This window comes from Methylophaga sp. UBA2513 (assembly GCF_002341285.1).
Classification (GTDB): domain Bacteria; phylum Pseudomonadota; class Gammaproteobacteria; order Nitrosococcales; family Methylophagaceae; genus Methylophaga; species Methylophaga marina.
Window position 1 is genome coordinate 55189 of record NZ_DDNT01000015.1, and the last position, 15801, is coordinate 70989.

Annotated in this window: 15 protein-coding genes; 11 read left to right on the forward strand and 4 right to left on the reverse strand. The window is 43.8% G+C overall.

Translation table 11 applies throughout. The features are described from left to right. Positions 1-69: 69 nt before the first annotated feature. The 6 genes from B3V56_RS09530 (at position 70) to fae (ending at position 6715) form a co-directional block, all read left to right on the forward strand. Complete coding sequence (locus tag B3V56_RS09530; RefSeq protein ID WP_289281424.1) at positions 70-1992, forward strand: transglycosylase SLT domain-containing protein; 1923 nt, start codon at positions 70-72, stop codon at positions 1990-1992. Between the two features lie 16 nt (positions 1993-2008). After that, positions 2009-3235 carry a multifunctional CCA addition/repair protein gene (locus B3V56_RS09535; RefSeq protein WP_289281426.1) on the forward strand — a complete coding sequence of 409 codons (1227 nt, stop codon included), beginning with the start codon at positions 2009-2011 and terminating at the stop codon, positions 3233-3235. Positions 3236-3309: 74 nt separating this feature from the next. Continuing rightward, entirely contained in the window at positions 3310-4293 is a 984-nt protein-coding gene (mch, locus tag B3V56_RS09540) for a methenyltetrahydromethanopterin cyclohydrolase (protein ID WP_289244094.1), read from the forward strand. A gap of 6 nt (positions 4294-4299) precedes the next feature. Further along, positions 4300-5214, forward strand: coding sequence for an ATP-grasp domain-containing protein (locus tag B3V56_RS09545; RefSeq protein WP_289281425.1), 915 nt, complete (start codon positions 4300-4302; stop codon positions 5212-5214). After that, a complete protein-coding gene (locus B3V56_RS09550; protein WP_289244096.1) occupies positions 5204-6094 on the forward strand; it encodes a triphosphoribosyl-dephospho-CoA synthase in 891 nt (296 codons plus the stop codon). Before B3V56_RS09545 ends, B3V56_RS09550 begins: the two co-directional genes overlap by 11 nt. 102 nt (positions 6095-6196) lie before the next feature. Then, positions 6197-6715 (forward strand): formaldehyde-activating enzyme, encoded by a 519-nt coding sequence (fae, locus tag B3V56_RS09555; protein WP_007143952.1) that lies wholly within the window; start codon positions 6197-6199, stop codon positions 6713-6715. A 26-nt stretch (positions 6716-6741) separates the two neighbouring features. Here fae and B3V56_RS09560 read toward each other — a convergent pair whose 3' ends face one another. Beyond that, a complete protein-coding gene (locus B3V56_RS09560) occupies positions 6742-7455 on the reverse strand; it encodes a HisA/HisF-related TIM barrel protein (RefSeq protein ID WP_289244097.1) in 714 nt (237 codons plus the stop codon). Between the two features lie 22 nt (positions 7456-7477). Between B3V56_RS09560 and B3V56_RS09565 the strand changes: the two genes are divergently transcribed. Genes B3V56_RS09565 through B3V56_RS09585 form a run of 5 tightly spaced genes read left to right on the forward strand, consistent with a single transcriptional unit; the run spans position 7478 to position 12606 of the window. After that, on the forward strand, positions 7478-8443 hold the full coding sequence (locus B3V56_RS09565; RefSeq protein WP_289283037.1) for an ATP-grasp domain-containing protein: 966 nt from the start codon (positions 7478-7480) through the stop codon (positions 8441-8443). Beyond that, complete coding sequence (locus B3V56_RS09570) at positions 8427-9473, forward strand: hydantoinase/oxoprolinase family protein (RefSeq protein WP_289283036.1); 1047 nt, start codon at positions 8427-8429, stop codon at positions 9471-9473. The genes B3V56_RS09565 and B3V56_RS09570 overlap by 17 nt, the downstream gene beginning before the upstream one ends. Positions 9474-9479: 6 nt before the next feature. Next, entirely contained in the window at positions 9480-10865 is a 1386-nt protein-coding gene (gene pabB / locus B3V56_RS09575; RefSeq protein WP_339608424.1) for an aminodeoxychorismate synthase component I, read from the forward strand. 1 nt (position 10866) lies between these two features. Continuing rightward, a complete protein-coding gene (locus B3V56_RS09580; protein WP_289244100.1) occupies positions 10867-11451 on the forward strand; it encodes a delta 1-pyrroline-5-carboxylate synthetase in 585 nt (194 codons plus the stop codon). 6 nt (positions 11452-11457) lie between these two features. After that, on the forward strand, positions 11458-12606 hold the full coding sequence (locus B3V56_RS09585) for a pyridoxal phosphate-dependent decarboxylase family protein (protein ID WP_289283035.1): 1149 nt from the start codon (positions 11458-11460) through the stop codon (positions 12604-12606). Here the strand turns inward: B3V56_RS09585 and B3V56_RS09590 are convergent. The 3 genes from B3V56_RS09590 to aroK are packed head-to-tail and all read right to left on the reverse strand — an operon-like array spanning position 12581 to position 15747. Then, positions 12581-14122 (reverse strand): SPOR domain-containing protein, encoded by a 1542-nt coding sequence (locus B3V56_RS09590; RefSeq protein WP_289284214.1) that lies wholly within the window; start codon positions 14120-14122, stop codon positions 12581-12583. The two genes, B3V56_RS09585 and B3V56_RS09590, sit on opposite strands and share 26 nt — an antisense overlap. 7 nt (positions 14123-14129) lie before the next feature. After that, positions 14130-15215 carry a 3-dehydroquinate synthase gene (aroB, locus tag B3V56_RS09595; protein WP_289283033.1) on the reverse strand — a complete coding sequence of 362 codons (1086 nt, stop codon included), beginning with the start codon at positions 15213-15215 and terminating at the stop codon, positions 14130-14132. Next, positions 15196-15747, reverse strand: a complete 552-nt coding sequence (gene aroK / locus B3V56_RS09600; RefSeq protein WP_289244104.1) for a shikimate kinase AroK — start codon at positions 15745-15747, stop codon at positions 15196-15198. The genes aroB and aroK overlap by 20 nt, the downstream gene beginning before the upstream one ends. Positions 15748-15801 lie beyond the last annotated feature (54 nt).

Here is a 15801-nt window from a genome sequence, read left to right on the forward strand (position 1 = left end):
TCAATCGCACTCATATTTTCTTTACAGATAGGCTGATTTTGTCTGCGTATATGGTTTAAGATAGGCCTCATGAACATTATCAAAACACTGCCGTTTTTCATTCTCTGTCTACTGATGAGCCCACTGGCTTATAGCGATAATGCTGTGCAACTAACTGAACAACGACATTTGTTCCAGCAAGCAAAAAAAGCGCTACAAGATAATCAAATATCACGCTATCAAATGCTACATAAACAACTTGATGGCTATCCACTACAAAGTTATTTACAGTATCTATATCTGAATGGACGCCTGAGTCAGGCCAGCAACGCTTCTGTCAGCGAGTTTTTAAAGAAAGAAGATGGCAGTTTCTATGCTGAACGTTTACGTATGTTTTGGCTAAATAAGTTAGCTCAACAAAATCGTTGGTCCGACTATTTGAATTTTTACCAGCCTCCACAATCAGCAACAAGGCAGTGCTATTACCTGCAAGCATTACTAGCCTCGGGTCAGAAACAAAAAGCTTTTGAACTTACGCCTGAGTTATGGCTGGTCCCCCACTCACAAGAAAAAGCCTGTGATCCCGTATTCTCAGCTTGGGAAACGGCGGGTTTATTAAACAATGATTTACGCTATCAACGTATGATGCTGGCCTTGCGTGCCAATCAATTCTCTATGGCGACTTATCTAGCTAAATCAACCGCCAATCCAGTAGATAATCAGCAGTTGGTGAAGCAGTGGCAAGCGATACATAATAATCCCCTCTCTGTATTCAACGGGCTTGCCAAGAATAGCTCATTAAGCGCTGATACGGCCCTCAATCGTGAAATGATTATTCATGGTTTGCAACGACTAGCCAGACGTTCGCCGGAGCAAGCATTCACTAGCTGGTCAAACATTAAAACGCGCTACAATTTTAGCCAACAAGATACGATTGAAGCTAGAAAAGCGATTGGAAAATGGGCCGCACTTAACCGTGATAAAAAAGCTTTGCGTTACTTTGGTGATATTCCAGGTGGTGAATGGCAGGTGCGTGCCGCATTATGGCAAAAAGACTGGAAAGCCGCTGAAAAAGCTATCAAATTGATGAATATTGATGAGCTGGGTACAACACGCTGGCAGTATTGGTTAGGCAGAAGTCAGGAAGCACTAGGGAAAAAGCAAGCTGCTAATCAAACATTTTCAGCCATTTTAGGTAAGCGCGATTATTACTCTTTCTTGGCTTCTGATCATCTAACCCAGCCTTATAAAATGAATCACCGCCCTATACCGGTGACTCAACAAGACATGGCAGCGTTAAAAAAACAATCTGCAATCCAACGCTTACATGAGTTCTATATACAAGGTATGCACTTGGAAGCACGCAGAGAGGCTTACCATTTGAAACAAACGCGGCCGGACCGTGAACTTCAAATGATTGCGATGCTGACTCACGAATGGGGTTGGCATAATCAAACCATCGCCTTATTGGGTAAAGCCCAATATTGGGATGCTTTAGATTTACGTTTCCCTGTCGTTTATGATGATGCCATGCGTCAGGCCAGTAAAGCACAAGGTTTAGATCCGTCATGGTTACTAGCCATCGCTCGTCAGGAAAGTGCGTTCAACCCAGAAGCCCGCTCACATGCTGGTGCAATGGGACTAATGCAGCTGATGCCTGATACTGGTCGCCTGATTTCTAAACTGATTAATCGTCCATTAAAACAGCTTAACGAACTGTATCGTCCAGAGCGTAATATCGAACTAGGTAGTGCTTATTTACGTCGCATGTATGATGAGAATCAACAAAATCCTGTATTAGCCACTGCCGCCTATAATGCAGGACCACATCGTGTCAGTAAGTGGTTACCTGATAATTCACTTGATGCTGATATTTGGGCTGAAAATATTCCATTTAATGAAACCCGGCACTATGTCCAAACGGTCATGAGCTATGCAGCTATTTTTGATAGTCAACGTAACCAATCAATTAAACCGTTGTCAGAAAGAATGCCTAGAATAAAATCGGAGTAAGGTCGTTATCGACACGATAAAAACGTATCTTGTTGGCGGTTGTGTTAGAGACAAACTGCTCGGAAAACCTGTCAAGGATCGTGATTGGGTAGTCGTTGGTGCCTCAACCAACTATATGTTGGAAAATGGTTACAAACCAGTAGGGAAAGACTTTCCCGTGTTTCTTCATCCTAAGACGCAGGAAGAGTACGCACTTGCCAGAACTGAACGCAAATCAGGACATGGTTATCAGGGATTTACCGTCCATGCTTCGCCAGACGTCACCTTAGAAGATGATCTCGCACGTCGCGATTTAACCATCAATGCCATTGCCGAATCACTTGATGGTGAGCTTATCGATCCCTTCAACGGCATTCGTGATCTTGAACAAGGCATTCTCAGGCATGTATCACCTGCTTTTGTAGAAGATCCTGTTCGGGTACTACGTATCGCTCGTTTTGCAGCTCGCTTCAATTTCACTATTGCCGATGAAACTCAACAGCTAATCAAACAAATGGTAGCCAGTGGCGAACTTGAACACTTGGTGGCTGAACGGGTCTGGCAAGAGTTATCAAAAGCATTACAAACAGAACAACCTTCCGTATTTTTCACTAGCCTCAGACAGGTGAATGCGCTATCCACTTTATTCCCTGAAGTGGATCGTCTGTTTGGTGTGCCACAAATACCCAAATGGCACCCTGAAGTTGATACTGGTGTGCATGTGATGATGGTTATCGATCAGGCTGCAAAGTTAACCGAAGATCTGGCTGTCAGATTCTCTGCTTTATGCCACGATCTGGGTAAAGGTCTGACACCAAAAGATATATTGCCCAGTCATACCGGTCATGAAGCGACAAGTATTAAGCTGACCCAACAGTTATGCCAGCGCTTGAGAGTACCTAAAGATATCAGTTCGCTTGCCGCAAAAGTGGCAGAGTTTCATACCGATGTTCACTTATTATTTGAGCTTGATGCCAGTCGGGTTTTAGAGGTGCTTGAAAGTTTGGATAGCTTCCGCCGTCCTCACCGGTTTGAACAGTTTTTATTGGCAGGTGAAGCGGACTTTCGTGGTCGACCAGGGTATGAAACCGCCGATTATCCTGAAAAAGATGCCTTTTCGGCTTGTTATCAATACGCTGCCGAGGTCGATATCAAACCATTACTTGATCAAGGTTTAGCAGGCGAGCAAATCAAATCGGCAATTCGCCAACATAGACTCAATGCAATTGAGGGGGTCTTATCCCACTACCGAGCAGCGCCATGACCTTGCATAAGCCAGCCCTTCATCACGTATAATCTAATGAACCTTTTTTTCGACTCTATCTATAGGACGTTACAATGAGCACAGACATTTCAGCCAAATGGACCAGTGTAAACGCTGCCTGCCAACCATTAGTGGATGCCTTAATTGATAATGCTGAAGCATTACAACTTGAAATCAGCACCTTAAGCAATGGCACTCGGGTGGTTGATGCTGGCATTAACTGTAACGGCGGGCTGGAAGCCGGACGTCTTATTGGTGAAATTTGTATGGGTGGGCTGGGTACGGCCACCATGGGTACCAACAGTGGCTTTGCCAACTGGCCATGGTCAGTTAATGTCCATGCTAAGACCCCCGTTTTAAGTTGCCTCGGCAGTCAATATGCCGGATGGAGCTTATCTCATAAAAGCGAAGACAGTAAGTTCTTTGCTTTAGGCTCTGGCCCCGGTCGTGCGCTGGCAGCTAGAGAAGAAATTTTCAAAGAATTTGGTTACAAAGACGAAGCTGAATCAACCGTCATTGTTCTGGAAGTGGATAGTTTCCCGCCAGTAGAAGTGGCTGAAAAAGTGGCCAATAACTGTGGTATTAAGCCTGAAAACCTCACGTTCATCTTGACGCCTACCTCGAGTCTGGCTGGTGTGATGCAAATTGCTATCCGTGTCCTGGAAGTCGCCATGCATAAAGCACACGAACTGCATTTCCCGTTAGAAAAAATTGTTGATGGTTATGGCTCAACGCCAGTCGCGCCTCCAGGTGGTGACTTTATGACTGCCATGGGCCGCACTAATGATGCAATTTTATTTGGTGGTCAAGTACATTTATTTGTTGATGCTACAGATGAAGAAGCGAAAGATCTGGCTGAAAAAATGCCTAGTAATACTTCATCAGACTATGGCCGTCCCTTTGCCGACATCTTTAAATCTTATGAATATGACTTTTTCAAAATTGATGGCATGTTGTTCAGTCCAGGTAAAGTGATTGTGACTAGCACAAAAACAGGTAAAAGCTTCACTGCTGGTGAGCTGAATCAGGAATTACTCAATCTTTCTTTCGGACTTTAAATCACTATGGCGTCAAACCGCCTTGTTATTTTTAACGATACCCACGGCTGGCACAGTGAACAATTAACACATTCACTGAGCCAGTTTGGTATCGAAGCAGTGTTAACAGACTTAGCGGCATGTCGAATCGATCTAGACTCCCCGACCGGTTTGTTTATTCCCGGCTTTGAGAATGAATTACCCGCCGCCGCAATGGTTCGAGGTATTGCGCCAGGTTTTCTCGAACAAATCACCCTTCGCATGGATGTCCTGCATACCTTAGCTGAATTGGGAATTCCTGTTTTTAACCCAGCAACGGCTATCGAATACACGGTAGATAAAGCCAGAACATCATTACGCCTGCATCAGGCTGGATTGAGCACGCCAAGAACCTGGGCATGCGAAGACAGCAATATGGCCAAACAGATCATTACCCGAGAATTGAATATGGGTAATATAATCGTGATGAAACCGTTATTCGGCTGCCAAGGTAAAGGTATCACCTTAATCGAAGATTTATCGCAATTCGAACAACTTCCTCCTGTTGGTGGTGCTTATTATCTGCAGGAATATATTGCACCAGAACTTGAAGGTATCTGGCAGGATTGGCGTCTATTGGTCATTGATAATGAAGTCTGCGCCGCCATGAGCCGACGCGCCAATAAATGGATAACCAATTTTGCTCAAGGAGCCAGCTGTTTTGCTACCACGGTCACCGAAGAGATGAGGCAATTAGCTGTCAAAGCGACGGCAGCAGTGAATGCAGACTATGCCGGTGTCGATCTGATCAGGGATAAAAATGGACACTTTACCGTGTTAGAAGTGAACAGTGTTCCAGCTTGGAAAGGACTCTATCAAGCTACCGGAACGGATGTGGCTATGCACCTGGCTAAAGCATTAGTCAAACGTATTGAACAAAAACAAGCGACCCATGCTCTCTGAGTCAGATTTAAAAGACGCTGTATTCTGGGCCTGTGAGCAAGAGGTCTCTGCCCCCAAACCCGGTAATGTTAATGTCATCAGTGATGGGCATAATATGGTGGTGGAAGATTTTATTAAAAGTGCTCACGCTATCGCCCCGGTTATGGCAAAACCTGATTTGACCGTAGGTGAACGTATTCTGCAATCGATTCAGGCAACCCGACGTGTTGTCAACTGCAATACCAACTTAGGTATTGTTTTACTGTTTGCACCACTGTGTCAGGCTGTTCAGTCGTGTGAAACCTTTGACGAACTTCCAGAACGTCTTCAAGTCGTACTCAATAATCTGACTGTAGATGATGCCATCGATTGCTACCAAGCCATTCGTTTAGCTGAAGCGGGTGGACTAGGTAAACAAGACCAACAGGATATCAGCGCAGTACCAACCATTACCTTGCTTGAAGCGATGGATTTAGCAAAAAATCGTGATCAAATTGCCCAGCAATATATCAATAATTTCAACACGCTATGGGATCTGAGTTTGCCATCATTGACAAAAGCGATAAATTCTGGGGAAAGTGTTGAATGGGCAACGGCTTTCGCGTATCTTAAGTTGTTATCGAAGGCGTTGGATAGCTTGATATCCCGTAAGCAATCCACTGCGCTGGCAACCAAAGTCAGTGAGAGAGCAAAACAGTTTGTGATCCAAATAGAAGAAACGGGTACTGTAGAGACCCATTTTGATGCACTCACTCACTGGGATAAAGAATTAAAAGAGAAAGCAATTAATCCAGGGACATCGGCTGATCTTATTGCAGCCACCTTGTTGCTTTATAAATTTAAGCAATTGCTTTCTTTTAATGAATTTCAGTACCACGAAGCATTTAGCGGACGGCACTGAGCAGGTGATACGTTCCTTTATTACGTATAAACCCTTCCTTTCACAATAAGGAGGGAAAAAAATGAGCCTTTTGACAATTTTTTTGGAACAGGAAAATATAACATGCCAGTTATCGATCGCGTACTTGTAGGTGAATCATTGGTCATCGAAGATGGTGACTTAGACAACGTTGCACACATTGACTTAATCATGGGTCCACGTGGTTCTGCAGCAGAAGATGCCTTCTGCCGTACTCTCACCGACCAGAAACAAGGGGTTAATGGCTTGTTGGCTGTTGTTGCGCCTAACTTAATGGTTAAGCCTGCAACTGTAATGTTCAACAAAGTCACCATCAAAAACATGAAACAAGCCGTTCAAATGTTCGGCCCAGCACAGCGTGGTGTTTCACTTGCTGTTGCTGAATGTGTTGAAGATGGCACTATCCCAGCTGGTGAAGCTGATGATTGCTTTATCTGCGTTGGCGTATTCATTTCTCCAACTGCTGATAGCGATGAAAAAATCCAAGATTGGAACTATCGCGCTACTAAAGAAGCTATCAAACGTGCTGTTGCTCGTGAGCCAAAAGCGGCTGACGTTGTTGCACAATACAAATCTAGCGAACACCCATTTGGTGCTAAGTAAGATTTAAGCTTACACACATCACTCTTCTACGGAAGAGTGATGTCCCTGCTTAATCGTTCTATAGTCGAGCGACCTAATTTACCAGTGTGCAATGCACTGGCTACTAATACCCCTGTGGCACCTATTTGTGCTAACTGACTTAAATCAGCTTCATCACGTACTCCACCCGCAGCATACCATTTCACGCATTCTTGCTCTTTCATTAATGATTTGAGCCAGTCAAAGTCCGGTCCTTTATCTGTACCTACATTATCTAAGCTCATGGCTATACATGTTTGTGTCCAATAAGCTGGCTCTTTTGCTATTTCTTCACTGCCCAAAATGGATCCAGACTTCTTGTCCAGAGACAAAATTGACTGTTGTCTGACATGCGGCGCTTTTAACAATTGCAGATCTGTCAGCGTTTCACTTCCAAGGACAAGACGTAATTGTGGCGACATCGGATAATATGAATACGCACTCATCTCAGTAATACCAGCATCAAGCCAGAGGCTCAGTTGTGGAAATGTGTCGATTAAATGTTGATATTGTTGAGGCGTATGTTGTTTTTGCTCAATCGCATCGAGATCGGCAATGTAAAGCTGTTTGAACGGGTACCACGCGAGTAAATCATCAATGACTTGTTCTAGCTTCACAGACTGAGTTAATAATGACTTTAGTGGCTGATAGTTTGCTCTTTCACCACCCCGTGCATGCACAACAATACCATCACGAATATCAATGACAGGTATAATATTCATAGTTCTTAATATGTCCGCTTAAATGACAATTTTTATATACGAACATCTTACCAGTGGCGCGTTATCAGAAACGGTTTTTTCCGCTGGTTTGATGCACGAAGGTGAATTAATGCTGGCAAGCATTTGTCAGGATTTACAGGCATATGGTCATCTCATCGCCATTATGCGAGATGAGCGACTTCCTGCTTTACCCTTCTCAACAGAACGTATAACCACCTACCCCATCCAAACTAAGAAGCAATTCAATCAGACTTGGTTACAATGCCAGCAACGCTATGACCTGTTTCTCATTATCGCGCCTGAAACGGATTTGATATTGTTTGATTTAATACAAAGTCTCGAACAACAATCCAAAACCATCCTTAATTGCCGTACTGAGGCTATTCTTTTATGTACTGATAAATACCGAACTTATCAGCAATTTAAAGCTTATCAGATAAAGACACCTGTCACCTTCACAGCCGATGAATGGCTTTGCAAAGATCATCATGATCACCATCAGTGGGTCTTAAAACCCATAGATGGTGCCGGCTGTGAGGACACGTATGTATACAACAGTATTGATGCCAGACATCAGCTTTTAACCTTAAACAAAGACCGGTTTATTGTTCAGCCATATATTTACGGTGACAGCCTAAGCTTGAGTCTGTTTATGACAGGTGAAAAGTCTCACTTACTATCCGTCAATATTCAGCATGTAAAAAAACATCAGCAACAGCTGCACTTAGACGCATTTGAAGCCCAACGATTTGATATGCTGTCCATTGAGAAAGCACAAGAAATCGCTGAACAGATTCGTATGGCAATCCCAGGGCTATGGGGCTTCGTTGGTGTTGATCTTATCAAAACTGACAACGTCATTTATGTAGTAGAAGTCAATCCGCGACTGACCACAACCTATGCAGAACCAGCCATGCGAAGCCAAACAAATCCTGCAAGATTATTGAATACACACATACAAGCACTCAACCATGACAACACAAACTAATATGGCATTTTGCGGTTGGGATATTGGTGGCGCACATCTTAAAGTGGCTTATGCTGATGCAACGGGAAATTTACTACATGTCTTTCAACTCCCCTGCGCCTTATGGAAAGGCATTGATGCCCTGAATGAAAGCATCAGATCTGCCCTTACTCTATTACCCAAAGCTACGGCTGGTCATTACATTACCATGACAGGAGAACTCGTAGATGCCTTCCCTGATCGCCAAGAAGGAGTGAAAGCGATTGTCGAAACTATTGACGCTCACCTCAATAACAGTGACGTGCGTTTCTTTGCTGGTCAGGCAACTTGGCTAACAAAAAATCAAGCGATTGAGCAATGGCAGAATATTGCTTCAATGAACTGGCAAGCAAGTGCATTTCTTGCTGCTCAACATATTGAACAGGGGTTATTCATTGATATCGGCAGCACGACCTGCGATATCATTGCGATTGATCGTCACCAAGTTTCGGCAGCAGCCACAACCGATTATGGACGACAATGCTCGGGCGAGCTGGTCTATACCGGTGCGATACGAACACCGTTAATGGCGATAAGTGATGCTGCCCCATTACACGGCAATCGGGTTTCCCTGGCTGCAGAATGGTTTGCCAGTAGTGCTGATATCTGGCTGATATTGAATCAACTCAATGAGAGCGATATTCAAGATAGTAGTGCTGATGGCCAGCCATGGACTCAAATGCATAGCCAACAACGGTTAGCCAGAATGTTGGGCTCTGACGCCCGTGATGCCACCGACGCACAATGGCAAAATGTAGCCGCTTATTTTGCTGAGAAGCAAATGCAACAGATCCTTAATGGCTGCTATCAAGTATTAAGTCAATTTCCTGATTGGCAACCATCAAGTCCGATTATAGGTGCCGGAATTGGTCAATTCATCGTCGAGAAATGCGCATCACGACTCAATCGCCCTTATGTGGATTATGCTGCCTTCTGTCAGCATCATCCTGATGCTGCATCCTATGCTCCCGCTACGGCATTAGCGCTTCTTGCTGCACAGCAGTTATCGTAAAATAACATGATGAACTCTGAATACCCACGTTTAACCACTGAACTCCCTTATCTTGAAGATAGCGCTGAGCTTTTTTGCCGTATCCGTCACTTTCCTTGGCCAGTGATGCTGGATAGTGCCAATACTTCACCCGATATTGGCCGCTTTGACATTCTGGCTGCTGCCCCATTTATGACATTAGAAACGACTGATGGCAGAACAGTGATCTCAGAGAGTCAGAATAAAAAAACGGTGACATCCGACCCCTTTCTACTGCTCAATGATCTTTTACAGCGCTACAAACAAGACACAACATCATTACCTTTTACCGGTGGTGCGATTGGCTACTTTGCTTATGATTTAGGTCGCTATCTGGAGACACTACCAACAGTGGCTGAAGATGCTGAACAGATTCCAGACATGGCAGTGGGCATTTATGACTGGGCAGTCGTCGTTGATCACAAGTTAAAACGAAGCTGGCTGGTCAGTCATGGTCTTGCTCCTCACACAGAGGATAGATGGTCAGACTTGCTCAAAACCTTAAACTCTTCACCAGACAAGCAAACAAGAACATTCAATATCACCAGTCCATTGACAAGTAACTTCGATACGGCATCGTATAAGTCAGCTTTCAAAAAAATAAAAACCTACATTACTGAAGGCGATTGTTATCAGGTTAATCTGGCAAAACGGTTTGAAGTTAATGCTGAAGGTGATTCATGGTTAGCATATCAGGCTTTAAGAAAACAAAATTCAGCGCCCTTTTCAGCCTATTTTGATACGGGTACCGTCTCTGTATTAAGCTCTTCACCTGAACGCTTATTGCGTGTTGAGGGAACACGGGTAGAAACAAAGCCTATCAAGGGAACAAGACCTCGCGATCGCCATAATCCTGAAAAAGATCGATTGCTTGCTGAGTCACTTCAAAACAGCCTAAAAGATCGTGCAGAGAACTTAATGATTGTTGACCTGCTCAGGAATGATATTGGTAAGGTTTGTGAACCGGGAAGTATTCAGGTCCCTCACCCTTTTGCATTGGAGAGCTTTGCCACTGTCCACCACCTCGTGAGCACGATTACAGGTACCTTGGCCAAGACAGAGTCAGCGGTGACTTTACTCAGAGCATGTTTCCCTGGCGGCTCTATAACTGGCGCGCCAAAACTACGAGCAATGGAAATTATAGAAGAGCTTGAACCCCAACGTCGCGGTGTCTACTGTGGAAGCATCGGCTATATTGGTTTTGATGGTAATATGGATACTAACATTACTATTCGCACCATGGTATTCAGTGATAATCGTCTAAGATTCTGGGCTGGTGGCGGAATTGTGGCAGACTCTGATGCAGATGAGGAATACCAGGAAGTGCATGATAAAGCAGCAGCAATGATTAACCTAATTCAATTTCTACAATAATATGCGAATTATTAAACTGGGTGGCAGCCTTTTTCATACACCAGAACTTAAGCAATGGCTAACATTATTAAGCCGAGCCAGTGAATACGAAACCGTGATTATCGTACCTGGCGGTGGCCCTTTTGCTGATGAAGTTCGGCATGCACAACGTTTACACCGCTTTAGTGATGCGACAGCACACCATATGGCCATCTTAGCCATGTCACAATTTGGTTTATTAATAAAAGATCTAGCACCGAATTGTCGCCCTTTCTACTACCCAGGTGAGCAACAGACAACGCTGTTGAAAAATGGTTTATATATATGGCTTCCTGATCATAGAGTGTTGTCTGTAGCAGAGTTAAAACATAGCTGGAATATTACTTCAGATAGTATGGCCTTGTGGCTAAGTCAGTCACTCAAGGCGGATGAGCTCAGCATCATCAAACGCAGTACCGTTATTTCTAGTCAGATCAAATCTTTAATTAATCATAATGTCCTGGACAGTGGCTTTCTGCCCTTATTCCATCAACAGCCCGTTATGACACGCCTGTTTCACTTCCAACAGCAAGCCTTGTTTCCCGACAAAGGTCTTGTACTGCAATGAACAAATATGAAACATAACTACGATGCTGAGGATGGAATAAACAAGACAGCACAAGCAGGTAATGCACGGGAAAAGCTTTCGTCTGATATTAGTTATCAGGATCTTGTCGAAGAGGCCAGTCGCTTTCAGAAAGGATGTTGGGCAGCTCATATGACACCTGATCTGGCACCATACAGTCAGTTAGGCATGCAGTTGGCATTGCACCATCATGGCAATCTGTTATCTCCTGAGCTGTACCCCAAACTCAAACAAGCTGAAACAGAGCTTCGTTTCACTCTGGCAGAAGAGTTTGGATTTACTTACACCCAATTTACTCATGGTGGAACATTCTCAAATCTACAGGCTTTATGGCGGGCGAGAAACCAGTCAGACACTAATAAAAACGTGATTTATGGCAGTGAAGCGTGCCATTATTCCATAGCCAAAGCTTGTGATATTCTCGGTATCACTTTTGAAGTAATTCCATGTAACGAGCGTCAACAAATCCACCTCGCCTCATTAGAAAAAAAATGTGTAGAGACTGCACCACTGGCCATTATTGCTAATATGGGAACCACAGCCACAGGGGCTGTCGATCCCATCGGAGAGATAACAGCAATTGCGGCTAAATATGACTCATGGTTACACGTGGATGGCGCCTGGGGAGGCTTTATGCTTTTACAAGCTAATGAGCTTAAACAACTCATATCGAAAGTCGATAGCTTGAGTTTCGACCCCCATAAAGCATTATTCCAACCTAGACCATGCAGTCTTTTATTTAGCCATCAAGCCCCAGAATTGATGAGTGCGATTGATTACCTATCAGAGCCGCCCGAGATGACCATTGGTGGTTCTTATGGAGGAGAGGTTTTTCTTCCCTTATGGTTAAACTGGAAGCTGCTGGGCAAAACATGGTTTATTGAAAAAATGGCTTATCGTCTTGCACAAGCGGCACATTTTGCCGAAGCACTTGAACAAGCTAAGTGTAAAGTGATCAATCATGGGACAGGTATTGTCTGCTTCAAACTCAATCAGGATCATGATTTAACATCATTAATTAAAAATGGCACCATTTCTACTATTAAATTAAATCAAACGTTGTATTATCGTGTTGTTTTTGCAGGACTCGATACAAGCGCAGACAATATTCTTAGGGTGCTACGCCCTTTTCTTTGATTTGTTTTTGTACACTATCAAATCGACGTAACCAGGTTGGCAAATTATTCATGGCACCAGACCACTGATTACTGGCTTTTAGGGCTGCTTGCTTAGATGGATAAACACCATAAATAAGCACATGCCATGGTTTATTCTCGCGTAAGCTGGTGAAGCGGGCAACATCGCCTTTCAGCCCATGCTCCTTGATAAAGTCATCGACTTCTTTATCTTCCCACGATCCCATTAATTGGAATGTATAGCTTTTTTCTGGACGAGACAGAATCCAGTCTCTTTGGTGAACAGCGCTCAGCATATCCTCATCAGCTTTATCTGTAGCTTCCTGACGTGATTCCTGACTGGTATTTTGCCCTGACAGCTCTTCCACTGATATCTCGGCGAGGGGTTGTTCTTCAGGCTCAGGAAGTTGCTGAGGAACAGGCGCATTGGATGGATCTGGCTCTATGGCCTTTGGAGCCTCACTTTCCTGAGACGCTGGAGGAGGAATTTCAGCAAGTAGCGCTTCTAACTTTTCACGTTCCGATAGCATTTCTGCTGCTTTTTCTTGCTCATCCCCAACAATAACCGTGGCCAGCTTCTCATCTTCGGTTGTAATATCTTCGGGCAAATCGAGATGATTTTCAGATGTGGTAGAGGCTGTAATCCATTCATTAATTTGATTCTGAAAACTTAGTATAAGCAGAATAACAATGGCCAGCGAAAGCCCTCCACCCCATCTTAGCCAATGGACGTTTCCAAGTCTGATAGAAGGTCTGGTACGCCACTTTTTGGCTTTAATGCCTAATAATTGCTGATGCGCCAAGGCATTCAGTTTTGCCAGATTTCCTGCTGATGCCTTACTTAAATATTGAATCTCTTTTTGGGTGAAAGGGCTATCCCCCTGAAGTCCAGCGTATTTCAAGCGATGTAATAAATACGCTTCTGTTTCAATAAGCTCTAATGGAGGTAAATCCATCCATTGCGTGGGAATAACCGTAAAGGCTGTTTCTGCCGTCATTGCTAAGACAGCTTGCATGACTGGCTGTTGCTGCTCATCTTGCCAGCTAAGACAGACTTGTAAGACTTGCTGCTCAACGTCCGTCAATAAGTGCACATCGTCAACCAGTAAGACAGGAGTAATGTTGAGTTTTTTTAGATGACTGAGCCGCTCTTTCAGAATATTCGCTAGCGCTGTTTCATCTCGTGTCGAAGCCGTTTCAGTCGCTAATATTTTTAACATGCTTTGATACTGCTCAGCAGCTGACACATTTTTCTGCCAGCTGTAAAACCGTATATCAGATGGTGCCTGGCGCTGTAGTTGCTGTAATAACGTTGTCTTACCTGCCCCTGAATCTGCCTGCAACAGAATGGGAGTAGTAGTGGATCTTAATAAATGTAATATCAGTAAACGTCGTTGCTTGATATAGCGGCCATCGAAAAAGTCTTGCGTCTCTTTTACCTCAGAGAAAGGAAGATGACGTAAAGCCAGCTTAGTGATATATGCTGGCTCTGGCGATGTTGCAGCAATATCACTCATTCAGCACCTATAGTTCTTTTTGAAATGCCATCAGTGTTTCACGCAGTTTATCTGCATCATAATTATCACTGATAATCGCTTTGCCAATGCCTTTCAATAACACCAGGCGAATGACTCCATCCTGGACCTTTTTATCAACTGACATTAATGACATAAAGTCGTCAGAAGACATTTGTTGTGGCCCATCAACTGGTAGCCCTGCAGCAATGAATAAATCTCGTATACGTGCAACATCCTCAGTTGACATCCAACCTTGTCTTGCTGACAAGTCAGCCGCCATTAACATCCCGGTTGCAATCGCTTCGCCATGCAACCAATTGCCATAGCCCATGCCCGTTTCAATAGCATGACCAAAAGTATGACCTAAATTTAATAATGCACGAACGTCTTGCTCAGTCTCGTCTTTAGCAACAATATCAGCCTTATCCTGACATGAACGCTCGATAGCATAGGCTAATGCCTTTGGATCACGCTGCTTTAACTCTGAAATATTGTTTTCCAGCCATTCAAAAAAAGCCAAATCATTAATCAAGCCATATTTGATGACTTCCGCTATACCGGAAGCTAATTGTCTATCATCCAGGGTATTGAGTGTGTTGGTATCAGCAATGACACATTGCGGCTGATAAAACGCGCCAATCATGTTCTTACCCAAAGCATGATTCACCGCAGTCTTTCCGCCCACGGAAGAGTCAACTTGTGATAACAAGGTGGTGGGTATTTGGATAAATGGTACACCCCGTTGATAACATGCCGCAGCAAACCCTGTCATGTCACCGATAACGCCCCCTCCAAGTGCAATCAATGTCACTTGCCTTGAGAACTGCTCCGAGAGTAACTTATCAAAAATCTGATTCATTACCTCGAGAGTTTTATACGACTCACCATCTGGCAAAATGACAGACTCACACTTAAACTCTGTCAGTAAAGCACTCACTTTCTCAAGGTATAAAGGTGCAATGGTCTCATTCGTCACAATCACGACTTCGCGACGTTTGATATGCTTGCTTAGCAACTCTTTCTGTGACAATAACTCAGTCCCGATATAAATGGGATAACTGCGTTCTGCTAATTCAACCTGTAGCGTTTTCATGCGTTTCACTTTTTTTGTCTAATTCTTTCAGCTTACGAATCACTTCATTGACGGTATGCTGAACAGATTGCTCACCTGTTTTTACAATAATATCAGCCACATCACGATAGAGAGGATCTCGAATTGAGAGTAAGTTTTCAATTTGCTTACGTCTATCGGTGTTTTGTAATAAGGGACGTTTTTTATCTCTGGCTGTACGTCGATATAATTGCTCTGCCGATGCAGATAAATAAATAACCTGGCCACGCGTTTTAAGCCATTGACGATTTTGTTCAGACAAAACCGCACCGCCACCAGTAGCCACAACGACCTTCTTCAAATCAGTTAATTCATCAATCGCTTTTGATTCTCTGTCTCTAAAGCCAGATTCCCCTTCCATTTCAAATATCCAGGAAATAGACACACCTGTTCGCTTTTCAATAACTTTATCGCTATCGTAAAACTTCCTGTGTAGAGCTTTTGCAAGCTGTCTACCTATTGTAGATTTACCTGCGCCCATCGGCCCAACAAGAAATATATTTCCTAAACTCAAAGTGGTTTAATCCAAATGCTGATGACAAAAAAGCCGGATCACATACGATCCGGC